The 12,816-nt window shown below is 74.4% G+C and carries 9 protein-coding genes and 1 tRNA gene; 5 read left to right on the top strand and 5 right to left on the bottom strand.

Features of this window, described 5'->3' with window-relative positions; translation table 11 throughout:
* Nucleotides 1-15: 15 nt before the first annotated feature.
* Both I6A81_RS23100 and I6A81_RS23095 read right to left on the bottom strand, forming a co-directional pair.
* Nucleotides 16-91 (bottom strand) — tRNA-Thr (locus I6A81_RS23100).
* A gap of 112 nt (nt 92-203) precedes the next feature.
* Nucleotides 204-1,487 carry a winged helix DNA-binding domain-containing protein gene (locus I6A81_RS23095; protein ID WP_307874848.1) on the bottom strand — a complete coding sequence of 428 codons (1,284 nt, stop codon included), beginning with the start codon at nt 1,485-1,487 and terminating at the stop codon, nt 204-206.
* An 822-nt stretch (nt 1,488-2,309) separates the two neighbouring features.
* Here I6A81_RS23095 and I6A81_RS23090 point away from each other — a divergent pair.
* Nucleotides 2,310-3,317 (top strand): acetamidase/formamidase family protein, encoded by a 1,008-nt coding sequence (locus tag I6A81_RS23090; protein WP_203003021.1) that lies wholly within the window; start codon nt 2,310-2,312, stop codon nt 3,315-3,317.
* Nucleotides 3,318-3,491: 174 nt separating this feature from the next.
* Here I6A81_RS23090 and I6A81_RS23085 read toward each other — a convergent pair whose 3' ends face one another.
* Together I6A81_RS23085 and I6A81_RS23080 are read right to left on the bottom strand one after the other, a co-directional pair.
* The gene (locus I6A81_RS23085; RefSeq protein WP_203003020.1) at nt 3,492-4,802 is read right to left on the bottom strand and encodes a hypothetical protein; all 1,311 of its coding nucleotides are present in this window, start codon (nt 4,800-4,802) and stop codon (nt 3,492-3,494) included.
* A 251-nt stretch (nt 4,803-5,053) separates the two neighbouring features.
* A complete protein-coding gene (locus I6A81_RS23080) occupies nt 5,054-5,227 on the bottom strand; it encodes a hypothetical protein (protein WP_203003019.1) in 174 nt (57 codons plus the stop codon).
* Nucleotides 5,228-5,995: 768 nt separating this feature from the next.
* Between I6A81_RS23080 and I6A81_RS23075 the strand changes: the two genes are divergently transcribed.
* Nucleotides 5,996-7,027 (top strand): hypothetical protein, encoded by a 1,032-nt coding sequence (locus I6A81_RS23075; protein WP_203003018.1) that lies wholly within the window; start codon nt 5,996-5,998, stop codon nt 7,025-7,027.
* 45 nt (nt 7,028-7,072) lie between these two features.
* Nucleotides 7,073-7,777, top strand: a complete 705-nt coding sequence (locus I6A81_RS23070) for an acVLRF1 family peptidyl-tRNA hydrolase (protein WP_203003017.1) — start codon at nt 7,073-7,075, stop codon at nt 7,775-7,777.
* A gap of 58 nt (nt 7,778-7,835) precedes the next feature.
* Here I6A81_RS23070 and rlmB read toward each other — a convergent pair whose 3' ends face one another.
* Entirely contained in the window at nt 7,836-8,909 is a 1,074-nt protein-coding gene (gene rlmB, locus I6A81_RS23065) for a 23S rRNA (guanosine(2251)-2'-O)-methyltransferase RlmB (RefSeq protein WP_203010299.1), read from the bottom strand.
* A gap of 852 nt (nt 8,910-9,761) precedes the next feature.
* On the opposite strand from rlmB, the gene I6A81_RS23060 reads away from it, so the two are divergent.
* Both I6A81_RS23060 and I6A81_RS23055 read left to right on the top strand, forming a co-directional pair.
* On the top strand, nt 9,762-10,979 hold the full coding sequence (locus tag I6A81_RS23060; RefSeq protein ID WP_203007334.1) for a PP2C family serine/threonine-protein phosphatase: 1,218 nt from the start codon (nt 9,762-9,764) through the stop codon (nt 10,977-10,979).
* A 289-nt stretch (nt 10,980-11,268) separates the two neighbouring features.
* Nucleotides 11,269-12,753 (top strand): FHA domain-containing protein, encoded by a 1,485-nt coding sequence (locus I6A81_RS23055; protein WP_203007333.1) that lies wholly within the window; start codon nt 11,269-11,271, stop codon nt 12,751-12,753.
* The last annotated feature ends 63 nt before the right edge of the window (nt 12,754-12,816 follow it).

Below are 12,816 nucleotides of genomic sequence, written 5' to 3'. Positions count from 1 at the left end.
CAGTGCTGGTGGGAGTGGAGCCGACGAGGGGACTCGAACCCCTAACCGCCCGATTACAAGTCGGGTGCGCTACCAATTGCGCCACGCCGGCGTGGATTTCTACGATACCCGACCGTGCCGAGGTCGCGCGCCCGGCGGGGCGGGCGGGCGTGGCCGGGGCGGGCGCCGGTGGACGGGGCGGCCCGTCCTCATCGGAGGACTACCTATCCCTCGGCTGACGTGGCCGGGGTCGGATCAGGTGGCGTCGCGAAGAAACGGTGCACGTCGGCGGCCTCGGCGCGGAGCGCGGCGTCGATGTGGGGCGGGAGTGGGGCGAACGGCGACAGGGCGACGTGGCCGTCGGGCATCGTCCAGGTACCTGCCGCCTGACCAGCGACCAGGGCGATCGAACGGAAGATGCCGTTGACGGTGACGATCCCGCGATGAGGGCCGGTCACCCAGTCTCGGGCGGCCCAACCGTGGAGGATTGGGTCGAACGGTCCCAGCAGCCGGGTAGGGATGGCTTCCAGGTCCGTCTCGGCCTTTTCGCCGGTATCCCGGCCGTCGCCGCTGCCTGCGTCCTCATCCGGGTCGCCGGTATCGCCCGGCTCGCCGAGGCGGCTTCCGCCACCGTCGATGCCCAGGACTGCCGTGACGCTCACCCCGCGGGCCCCGCGGGCGCGGCGGCGTAGGTCCGCTCGTCCATCGTCCAAGGCCTCGACGCGGTCGGATGCCAACATCAGACCTCGGCGGGCGTCGCCAAGCGTCAGGCCCGACCAGGCGGCGAGGTCGCGGTCGTCCGCCGGGCCGTGGCCGGCCAGGTAACGCACGGCGAGTTCCGCCAGCGCCGCGTCCCGATCGACGCCTGCCCCCGCGTTCGGGGCGAGATCACCCAGCCAGTCGCGGGTGAGCACGTAGGCGTGCTCGGCGCCGGCCATCGGGCCGCGGACCAGGACGCCGCGCTGGCTCGCGTAGCCGAGGATCATGATGAGCGCCTGCCGCGCGGTCGGGATACCCGCGGCGTCCAGCAGATCGCGCAGCTGGGTCCGGGTCAGCGGGCCCTGGTCGACCAGCGCGCGTTCCACCAGGTCAACGCCGCGTTCGGCCTCGGCGGGCGAGACTCCCTCCTCAGCCAGCCGACGGCGCAGGAGCGTCTCCTGCCTGGGCGCGGTGAGCGCATGCAGCCAGGGATAGTCCTCCGAGCGGGCGAGGTGCAGCGTGCCCCGGTTCAGCCAGGTCACCACGATCGCCCGCTCGGCGAACGCGCGATCGACATCGGCGGCCGCCAGGCCCCGAGTGCGTGACCGCACCGCGAGCCGCAGCCCCCGCGAGTCCTGCGCCTGGACCGCGAGCACCCGGCCGACCGCCTCGACCACCGTCGAAACCCGGCCCGCCGCGGTCGACGGGGTCGGTAGCGGATCCACCAGGAGCTGCGCGGTCAGCCGACACATCGCGACCGTCGGCGAGACCGACTTGTCCCCACGGCCTGCTTGGCGGGAAGTAGCCACCACCCGAGCATCCCGCGCACCTCCGACAACTCCGCTGCCCGCCCCCTCCCTCCGCCACTCTTGATCGTCGGCTGTGACCGAATCCGACCAGCGCCCTGCCCGGCAACGTGGCCGACGCCTGTACGGCCGGCGCGCCCTGCCCGACGTGACAAGGTGGGGAGTTCGTCAGCCGTCAGCGAGCCAGCCGGCGTCGTCTCGCGCCCCGCCTGTCCGACGGAACGCCGAGCGCCCTGCCGGCCGTCCCAGGTTGGCGACAGGATGCCGCCATGAGCTCCAAGGTCCGGTGTTGGCCGGCCACGTGGGGCGACACTCACAGCTCGCTGGTGGCTGGCCGGTCCTGGGATCGGTCCAGGGGCTGTGATGCCTGACGAGGAGGTTCTCGGCACCATGGCGTCTGGGATCATGGTCGAACGCCCCACAGGTCATCGCCAGCCGCTCGTCGGGACCGCCCGCTCACCGGTCACGGGGTTCCCTCTGGTGCCGCATCCAGCGACGTTCGCCCTTACCAGGACGGCAGTCGAGAGATCAGGCAGACGTTCCATGTCACCGTCGGCGCGCCCCGCCCGACTGCTCTTGGTTCCCCGGGCGCGGCCTGCGGGGCGAACGTTCGGTGAGGTGGCACTGGCCCGACCTGGCGATGACGTGCGCGTAGCGGGGGCGAAACCGGATGGTCGTAGATTCGGCCGCGCACGGGCCAGAGCGATTCACCGTGTCGGAGATCGAACCGGCCGCGGCGTCGCGGTTCCACCACGGCACCCGCGGCTGTTCGGCCACGACGCCCGTGGCGACAGGTGCGGCGACCGGTGCGAGGAGGCGGTGCGGGTGGAGATCGTCGAGTTCCGGCCGGAGCCCGAGCAGTTCGCGTGGACGTTCGGCGGGGTCGCGCCGATCCGGAAGATCCGGCCGGGCTCCGTGCTGCGGCTGTGGACGGAGGACGCGTTCTGCGGCCGGTTGCGGACCACCGCCGACCTGCCGAGCAGTGCACTGACGATGCCGTTCGTCAACCCGCAGACGGGTCCGTTCTACGTCGAGGGCGCGGAGCCGGGTGACACGCTCGTGTTGCACCTTGTCGACCTTGTTCCGGCCCGGGGCTGGGGAGCGTCGACGACGATCCCGTTCTTCGGGGGCCTGACCGGCACGGATCGCACCGCGACGCTGCAGCCGCCGCTACCCGAGCGGACCTGGATCTACGAAGTCGACCGCGCGGCCGGCACGGTCATCTTCACGGCACTGTCCAGCGAGCACCAGATCCCCTTGCCGATGTCACCAATGCTCGGCACGGTCGGCGTCGCGCCGGCCGCTTTCGAGGCCCGTTCGGCGCTGGTGCCGGACCGGTTCGGCGGCAACATGGATACCCCGGAGATGCGCGCCGGCGTGACGTGCTATCTCGGCGTCAACGTGGAGGGCGCGCTGTTCTCCGTCGGCGACGGGCACTACCGCCAGGGCGAGGGCGAGGCCTGCGGGACGGCGGTCGAAGGCGCGATGGACGTGACACTGCTCGTCGAGCTGATCAAGGGCGGGTCGCCGGCCTGGCCGCGCCTCGAAAGCGACACCCACCTGATCACCGTCGGGTCGAGCCGCCCGTTGGAGGACGCCTGGCGAATCGGCCAGGTGGAGATGGTGAACTGGCTGTCCGAGCTGTACGGCCTGGAGACGCTCGACAGCTATCAGCTCCTGAGCCAGATCAGCGAGGCTCCGCTGGCCAACGTCGTGGACGTCAACTTCAGCGCCCTTGCCAAGGTCTCCAAGGCCTACCTGCCACCGGCCGCGGCCTACGACGGCATGCACCGCCATCTCCGCGAACTGGCGGCCCAGATCCCGACACCCTGACCTTTCCGCGGCCCGCCACCAGCCGCCACCCGCCGCGGCTCTGGGGCATGACGGCCATGCGGCACCGCCGGATCTCGTATGCGCGGGCCCTGGAACAGGACAGGCAGGGGCCAGGACAGGCGGGAGTCGGGCCGTGCGCGCGGTCAGGACGCGGCGTTCAGGAGGCGGCCCGGCTCAGCACGGGTTGAGGCCCCACAAACGAAGCAGGAAGTACCGGAAGGGCGTCATCGGTGGGCAGGACTGCGTCGTCGCGGTGGCCGGGGTGGCGGTCGGTGCCGGACGCGGCTCGGCGGTCGCGACGCCGCCGCCCGTGGACGGCGCGCCGGTCGTGCGAGGCTGCTCCGGCACGGACGCCGGCTCCGACGCCACGGGCTCCACTGATCCGACGCTCGGCATCACCATCACACCGGTGTCAAGCTGCGCGCTGCCTGCTCCCCCGAGCCCGCCGGGTGGCGCGACGCCCACGGACGGGCTCGGTCCACTCGCCCCGGCTCCCGACGCGCCGGTGTCGTCATCCTCCCGTCCACCGGTGTCGCCATCGTTCAGCCCACCGGTGTCTCCGCCCGGGTCCACCGGGATCTGGCGCGCGGCGGTCTGGTCGCCGGCTCCCCCCGCCGAGTCGGACCCGCCGCCGGACAGCGCGACCGCCAGACCGCCGACGAGCAGCGCGAGCACGACCACACCCGCGACCGCGACCAGCGGCACGCGCCCCATCCTTCGACTCATCAGGCGATCCAGCTGACGCTGGTAGATCCGCTGGCCGCCCGCCAGCCGGCCCGCGAGCAGCCGCGTCGGCCGCCGGCGGTGCTCCGGCACCCGCCGGCCCGCCTCCGCGGCGCGGTCGGCACCAGCGGCAACCGTGGCTCGCGTGGGGCGGCTGGCCGCGGCAGCCCTCGAACGGCGTGGCGCCTGCTCGAACCAACTCACCCGGCCGGCCGCGCCGGTCGGCCTGGCCGAGGCCTCCGGATCCGCCGGCCCGGCCGGGGGCGCGGTCACATCGGTCAACGGGGTCACATCGGTCAACGGAGTCGCGTGGCTCAACGGGGCCGCGTGGGTCGACGGGCCCGCGTGGGTCGACGGGCCCGCGTGGGTCGACGGGCCCATGCCCGCCATCCCGGCCGCGGCGGCCGGCCCCGCGGAACCAGATTGGTGCGGGGGCACTCCCGCGGCGGCCCTGGCCGATGACGTGGCGGACTCCTGGGCCGCGCTGGCGCGCAGCCGACTGGCGATGGCGTCGAGGGTGGCGCTGTCCACGATCTCGACGTCGTCGGCGCTCAGGGCGTCAACCGGATCCCACTGCTCGTCGACGAGCTCCGCTTCCCAGACCTCGCCGTCCTGGTCGTGCGCGGCGGATCCAGGCGGGTCACCCGCGCCGAACTGGGAGGACGCCCGCCGCCCGGCCTCAGTGGAACTCCGCGCGCCATGGCGCGCGCCGGCGCGGCTCGCGCCGTCATCCCACGACGGCCGGCCATACCCGTGCCCCATGCATCCCCGCCCCGGGCGCCGCGGTCGCGCGAGTGGCCACCTCGGCCCCGGGCCGTCCGCACGACCAGCGGGACGGCCCCCCGACGTCCGACGCCCTTGATCCGGTGGCGATTCCAGCCAACACGGTACGGACAGAGTGTCCCTATCCACCCAAAGAGAAAACAATTTACTACCTTCGGTAGACAGGAGGACCCTTCGACGCCAATCACCTCCAGTCGCGCCGGCCGGGCTCCCCCGGGCACGCGGGCACCTCAGCCCGCCGACCACGACGCCACGCCGACCGCGACGACCGCGACGACCGCGACGACCGCGACGACCGCGACGACCGCGACGACCGCGCAACGGACCGGACAGGCCCAGCGTGCCCGCTCGTCGCCCGAGATCGGGCACCCTCCCGGCAGCCCGGCCCGACCACGACAGTCCACCCCGCACGACAGTCCGCCTCGCCCCGGCGGCCCGGCTGGAGGCGGGCCCGTCCCCGGGGCGGCCGCCCGGCGACGATCCCGCCGGACACGCGCGAACCTCGCGTCCGCGTCACGAATTTTTCCGCGTACTCCGCGTATCAACGACGCGTCCGCCTGCCGAATACTCCTGCGCAGGCCGCACACGCAGCCGTGGCCGTGATTCGAAAGTGCCAGCCAGGGGCGAGGCCCGCCCAAAGCCGTCCGTTCGCCAGATGAACGACCGCCCGCCAGGCCGACCGTTTTTCGCGACCGCTCCCTTCTCCGTGGAAAAAAATCACCACGGACGGCCTATAACCCCTGGCCAGACGCCCATCAGTGCTGTGAACAGCGGGCATGGGGTGATACCGGCCCATCGGTGCCGTAATGTCAGCGGCACAAATAAGGCATATCCAACTGTGACATCGGCCACCGCGTCGGCGTCATTCGTGAAGGATGTGTAAACGGTCGACGAGCCGGCCACCGACCGTCGCATGAGTTCACTGTGGGGGCGCGAAGCGTATGGACGGGTCGAGCACGGACACCGACACGACTCCCTTCACATCCGCGCTCACGGCTCCGCCAGCGGGCGCGCTGGAAAGCCCGTCCTCGGCGCGGACCGGCGCCGCGGCCCTCACGGCCGCCGCGCCTCCCGCAATCCCCGCGCCTCCCGCAATCCCCGCGCCTCCGGCAGTCCCCGCGCCTCCCGCGGTCCCCGCGCCCCAGACGGCCCCCACGCCCCAGACGGCCGCTGTGAGTGACGCGGGCGACGCGGGCGCGGCCACCGGGCTGGACGACCTCGACCGCGCCCGGGTCCGGGGAGTGTGCGCGTCGCTGCGCTCCTCCTCGCTGGAGAGCTTGTTGGGCCAGGTCTTCGCCGACGTCGACGCCGCCCCGGCGCTTGTCGACTCGATCTCGCGGCACTGTGTCCTCGACCACTGCGCACTACTGATCTTCCCGGACGACTTCGACCACGCGCTGCGCGTCCTGCCCGAGCTCGGCGCCCTGCCCGGCCCGGTCGTCCCCAGCGTGATCGTCAAGGCCCGGCTCGCCGAGCGCTACCGCGTACCGGCCGACAGTCTGGACGTACGGATCACCCACGCGACGCTGGCCGGCGCGACCGACGTGCCGGGAGAGCCCCGGCCGACCATCGAGATGTTCATGCTGCGCCGCTCACCGGACCTTCCGGCGGGCATCGTCGCCCGTGAGCGCGGGCTGGAGCTGGAACGGCATGTCGCGCTCCGCCTGGTCGAGCCGGACCCGATCGTCATCCAGGGCCTGCGCTGGGTGCTGCGCGAGCACGCCGGCTTCGGCTGGGACGGCGGCGGCTACAACCCGCACGACGGCGCCGAGTACGGCGGCACCAGCGCGCTGTACTTCCTGGGCTGGACCCAGGACCCGGCCGGGGGCACGCCTCGCCGGCAGCGCATCGAGATCAAGTTCCACGGCCACTATCCCGACATCACCACCGCCCATGTCGAGGCCGCCCGCGACGACCAGGCCGTCGCCGCGGCGGCGGTGGCGGCCGCGGCCGCGGCGGCCGCGGCCAACCAGCCCTCCCCGCTCGCCCTGCCGCTGGAGCCGGCGCGGCCCCGCGGCTCGTCCGCACCCTTCGACCCGGCCGAGCAGGCCCTGCGGCGCCAACGCCTCGCCCTGCTCCAGGCCGAGGCCCGGCGCCGGGCCGCCGAGCGGCGGGTCGGCCTGACGGGGAGCCTCGCCCCGCGGCTGCGGTCCGAGTGGGGCCAGCGCCTGCGTGCCGTGACCCGCTCCGCCAGCCACCAATGATCTAGCGCGGGCGGGATCGGCGCGCCCGGCCGCCAGAATGGGGTGGTGAGTCCAGCGCATCCGGCCGCCGGTGGGGGCCACTGGGTAAGCGTCGCTCCGGAACGGCTGGCCGGCTGGCAGGGCCGGTTCGGCGACCGCCACGGCCGGCTGGCCTGGTCGGTCTCGCCGACGGCGGTCGTCGCCTCGGCCGAGGACGGCGCCATCGCCGAGTACCAGGTTCCCTTCCCCCCGCTCGCGCCGGCGCCGGCCGTCTCCGGCCCAGCCCCGGATCAGGGCCTGGATCTCGGCCTGGACAGGCTGCTCGTCGCGCACGCCCTGATGGAGCGGCGGGTGGGCGTGCTGCTGGTCCGGCTGGGCGGGTACGCGGCCGGGGTGTTCGACGGTCCCCGGCTGGTCGGCTCGAAGGTCGGCGCGCGGCAGGTGCACGGGCGCAGCGCGGCCGGCGGCTGGTCGCAGCAGCGGTTCGCGCGCCGCCGCGACGGCCAGGTCCGGGTCGCGCTCGCCGCGGCCGCCGACGCGGCGGCGGGCGTCCTCCTGCCGGCGACCGGGCTGGACGCCGTGATCCTCGGGGGCGAACGGCGCGCGGCCGGCCAGGTCCTCGACGACCCGCGGCTCGCGCCGCTGCGCCCGCTCGTCACGGAGCCGTTCCTGACGGTCCCTGACCCGCGCCGCCGTGTCCTGGACGACTCGCCGGCCCAGTTCCGCGCCGTGCGCATCCGCGTCGTGGAACCCGGCCCGCCCACGCCCTGACCCACCCAGCGAGCGGGTCAGGGCCCGCTACGGCGCCTCTCGCGGATCTCGCGCGCGGCTACGACGCGCGCCGCCGGCGGGCGATCTCGGCGAGGGCGACGCCGGCGGCGACCCCCGCGTTGAGCGACTCGACCTCGCCCGCCATCGGGATCCGGACCAGCAGGTCGCAGTTCTCGCCTACCAGCCGGGACAGGCCGCGGCCCTCCGAGCCGACGACGAGCACGAGCGGGTCGGTGGCCGCCTCGAGGTCGTCGAGGCTGATGTCCGCGTCGGCGGCGAGCCCGACGATGGTCAGCCCGCCGTCGGCGAACCCCCGCAGCGCCCGGTTCAGGTTGGTGGCACGGGCGACCGGCAGCCGGGCCGCCGCGCCCGCCGACGTCTTCCAGGCGGCCGCCGTCATTCCCGCGGCGCGCCGCTCCGGCACGACGACGCCATGGGCGCCGAACGCCGCGGCCGACCGGACCACGGCCCCCAGGTTGCGCGGGTCGGTCACGCCGTCGAGCGCGACGAGCAGCCCCGCGCTGGCCGCCTGGGCCCGCTCCAGCAGGTCGTCGGGGTGCGCGTAACGGAAGGGTGGGACGACCAGCGCGAGCCCCTGGTGGGGCGCCACGCCGCACATCCGGTCCAGCTCCAGCCGGCCGACGTCGACGACGGGCATCCCCGCCCGGCCGGCGAGCTTGCGCGCCTCCGCCAGCCGCTCGTCGAACTCCAGGCCGCCGGCTACGTACAGCGTCGACGCGGGCACGCCGGCGCGCAGCGCCTCGACGACGGCGTTGCGGCCGACGACGAGCTCATCCGTCTCGCCCCCGCGCCGGCCGCCCGCGCGGCTGGCCGCACCCGTGTCCCGCGCCGCGGAGGGCGCTCGGCCGCCGTCCCGGCCGGCACGGGCCGCGGCGGTGCCCGCCCTCGGGCCGCCGCTCACCTCGGCCCGCGCGGCCCCGGCCGCGCGGCGCTGCGCCGGGTGGCCCTTGCGCATCTCGGCTGGAGGCGTCGCGCCCTTGCCGCGCAGGGCCTTACGCCCCTGGCCGCCGCTGCCGGCCGCCGCGCCCTTGCGGTGCGAACCAGCCTTCCCGGCCCGCCCGCCCTGACCGCCGCGCGCCACACCTCCCCCGCCGTGCCGTCCCGTCGCCATCGTCGGGCCACCCCTTTGTCATCGGCCTCGCCGGACCTCCGTCCGCGAGCCAGCTCTGTCGTCGTCCGTACCCGTTGGTCGCCGGTCGCGCGGCGCGCCCGGTCACACGGCCCCCGCCGTGGCGTCATCCGACGAGATCGGTCGTCTGACGAGATCGGTCAGGGGACACCCGGCGCGCCGGGCCGCCGGGCCGGCGGCCACTGGACGGCTCGAAATCACCACGGTATACGGCGGTCCGCCACGGCCGGTCCGCCGCGTTCCTCGCCATGCCGGCCCTCGCCATGCCCGATCCCCGCCATGCCTGGTCCCCGCCATGGGGTGGGTGTCACCACGGTCGGTCGTCACCACGACCGGCCGTGGTGACGGCTGGTCGTCGCCACCGCCGGTCGTGGCCACGGCCGGTCGTCGCCACCGCCCCGGGCGCGGCGGGCGGACGCCACGGACTCCGTCAGTAACGGGACCTGTCCGCGAAGTGACGACGCGGTCATACCAGAGAAAATTGCCTACGTCAGCCACGATCAGTAATCATTGGCGCATGTCAGCGCGGCCGCAGGCCCACCCGTCCGCCCCTGAGCACAGCCGTTGGCAAGGCCGGTTGACGAGTTCTTCGACCGCGCCCCGCCGTCTGATCGCGGGCATCGACGGATCCGGGCCTAAGCTGCGAAGATTCTCCCCTGACCGGCCCCGGGTGTCCGAGCGGGTCGGGGACATGCCGGATCAACCGCGACGGCCGGGAGGCACGACAATGGGGGCGCGAACGCCGTCGGGACGCGGCGGGGTCCGGCCACCGGTACCCCCGCGCCCCAGCACGCGACGCGGAGAACGCCGATTTATGGGACGCCGGAGAACGGGATGACCGTGGAGCACGACGCCGCTGACGGCTATGACGTCGGCAGATCCAGCTATGGCGGCGGTTCCGGGTACGACGGTTCCGGCCATCGCGGTGGGTCAGGGTATGACGGCCGGTCGGGCTACAGCGGTGGGTCGGGATACGACCCACCCGAGCGCGGCGTGCCGGAGAGAGGACGGTCTCTGATCGACGAGCGCTCCCGCCGCTGCCCTCGCTGCGTCGCCGTCCTCTACGACGACGACCGGTACTGCCAGGCGTGTGGCTTCCCGTTGGGCGAACCGGTCACCTCCGGTGACTACAACCACCGGGAGAAGGATCTCGCCGCGGTCGCCGGCGTCTGCGACCGTGGCGTGCGACACACCACGAACGAGGACGCGATGGGCGTCGCGGTGGTGTACGGCACGATGATCGCCGTCGTCTGCGACGGTGTGTCGACGACGCCGGGCTCGGGGCAGGCATCCGCCGCCGCGGCGGCGACCGCGACCGCCGTCCTCGCCGACGCGATCCGCGCGCACGGGCCCGGGCGTCCCGTCCCGGTCGGGCGCGGCCGTGGCGGGCGCAGCCCCAGCGACGACATGCTCGACATCCTCGAGCCCACCGACGAGTACGACGACGAAGCCGTCACCGTCCCGAGCGCGCTGGTCGGCGGGTTCGGCCCGGAGGACGCCGAGCTCGCGCTGCACCACGCGGTGCACGCGGCGCAGGAGACGATCGCTCAGCTCAGCGCCGCCGAGGGCCGGATGGCGCCGTCGTGCACGATCGCCGCGGCGATCATCTCGCCGCCGACGGTCGACGGACCGAGCATGGTGACCGTCGGCTGGGTCGGCGACAGCAGGGTCTACCTCCTGGGGCCCCGCTGGTCGGAACGGCTGACCGCCGACGACACCTGGGCGGCCGAGGCCGCCAGGGCGGGGCTCATTCCCGCGTCGGAGGCCGAGACGCACCGGCGCGCGCACACGCTGACCCGCTGGCTCGGCGGCGACGCCGAGGACGTCTCCCCACACACGGCGGTGTTCCCGATCGAGGGCCCGGCCACGGTGCTCGTCTGTAGTGACGGGCTGTGGAACTACGCCTCCCGCCCGGACGTGATGGCCGCCATCGTCAACCAGCTGCCGCCGGAGGCCGAGGCGGTCGAGGTCGCCCGTCATCTCGTCGACTTCGCGGTTGACCAGGGTGGACACGACAACATCACCGTGGTCGCCGCGCGCGTGGACCGTTGACCCGCCGGTTACCCGGCCGTCACCCGTCCGGTCGCGCGAGTGAGCATGGATGGGTCAGTGTGGGGTGCCGGATGACAACTGCGACACTGGAAGTGTTGCCTACGGCGATCTCGACGGCGCCCAGGGCGGCAAGGCCGGCAACGAGGCAACCCGCCGGCTCCTACGGAAGCCGGTTCAGATCGACAATCCAACAACGAGTACGGTTCGTCAGTGGAAGCGAGGTCGGCCAGCGTGACGGGGGGTCTTCCGGCACCCAGCCGACCAGGACCGTCCGGGTGAAGGTGATCAGGTGAGCGCACGCTGCCCGGAGGGGCACCTGTCCCAGGATCCCGACTACTGCGATCAGTGCGGCATCCGCATCACGAGTGGTCAGGACAGTTACGGCTACCGGTCGGACGACCGCGGCGCGTCAGTCGGCTCCTATGGAGGCGGCTCGGGCCGTGGTGGCGGCGGTGGCGACGGAGGGTACGACCCCCTTGGCATCCGCCGGGGCAGCGACCCAGGTGGTCGCGCGCCGTCCCGCGGCGGTGACCCGTACGGCGGGGACCAGTACGCCGGCGGGTATGGCTCCGACGCCGGGTACGGCTCCGGCGGCTACGACGACCGTCAGCAGCGGCCGTCCTACGGGGCCGACTCCTACGACCAGGGCGGTTACGCGCCGCGTGGCGGCCGGGAGGGTCGGGGCGATCGCGAAGGCCGGGACGGCTTCGACGGCCGGGACTCGGGCCCGTACGCGGCCCGCGGGCGCGACGCCCGGGAGAGCCCGGACGACGGCGGCTACGCGCCCCGCGGTGGCGGTCGCGAAGGCCGGGACGGCTTCGACGCCCGCGAGGCGGCCCCGTATGCCGGGCGCGGGCGCGACGGCGCCGACGCGGGCTACGCGCCGTCGCGCGGCGGCCGGGACGACTTCGGCCGCGAGCCGTACGCCAGGGAAGGCACCGATCCGGGCGGCTACCCGGCCCGTGGCGGCCGCGACGACCGCGACCGGGACGGGTACGACCGGGGGGACGGGTACGGCGGCGCCCCCCGGGCTGGCCGGGAAGGCGCGGAGCCTGGCCGCGGCGGGTACGGCTACGAGCCCGACCCCCTCGGCATGGGCGAGCGGGACCGCGGCGCCACCCCCGGCCCCGACCGGGAGCGCGGCGGCGCGCGGGGCGACCGTTCCAGTGGCCGCTACCCGCAGTGCCCCAACTGCCGGGCGTTCCACGAGACCGGCGCCCGGTTCTGCGACAACTGCGGCCTGGACTTCACCACCGGCCACATCCCCGGCGGCGGCCAGGGCGGGCGGCGCCCGACCAACCCGCCGGCGGACGCCGGCTACGGCGAGCCGGTCATCACCGGCTCGGCGGCCAACTGGAACGGCGGCGGGGGCGCCGCCGCCGCCGGCACCACCTGGGAAGCGGTCGTCGAGGCCGAGCGGGACTACTACGACAGCGGCGACGACCATCGGGTGCCGTTCCCGTCGTTCTACCCGCGGCGGGTCTTCCCGCTGAGCGGCCCGCGGCTGCTCGTCGGGCGGCGTAGCGAGTCCCGGGGGATCCACCCGGAGATCGACCTGTCGGGCGCTCCGGAGGACCCGGGCATCTCGCGCGCGCACGCGATCTTCGAGCGGACGCCGGACGGCGGCTACGCGCTGCTCGACCCCGGTTCGACCAACGGCACCCGGCTCAACGACGAGCCGGACCCGATCGAGCCGCACGGCCCGGTCCCGCTCCAGGACGGCGACCGCGTCTACCTGGGCGCGTGGACCCGGATCACGGTGCGCGCCCGCTAGGCGACGGCCGACGCGGCCGACCGACTGGCCGACGAACTGGGCCCCGTCCCGGCTCCTCCAGGA

Origin of the sequence: Frankia nepalensis, from assembly GCF_016786325.1 — a bacterium.
Taxonomy (GTDB): domain Bacteria; phylum Actinomycetota; class Actinomycetes; order Frankiales; family Frankiaceae; genus Pseudofrankia; species Pseudofrankia nepalensis.
This window is presented reverse-complemented; position numbering and strand designations above follow the sequence as displayed.

Coding starts and splice junctions, on each gene's coding strand:
- I6A81_RS23085 (WP_203003020.1), bottom strand. CDS start 4,802: ATGGGGCACGGGTATGGCCGGCCGTCGTGGGATGACGGCGCGAGCCGC.
- rlmB (WP_203010299.1), bottom strand. CDS start 8,909: ATGGCGACGGGACGGCACGGCGGGGGAGGTGTGGCGCGCGGCGGTCAG.
- I6A81_RS23060 (WP_203007334.1), top strand. CDS start 9,762: ATGACCGTGGAGCACGACGCCGCTGACGGCTATGACGTCGGCAGATCC.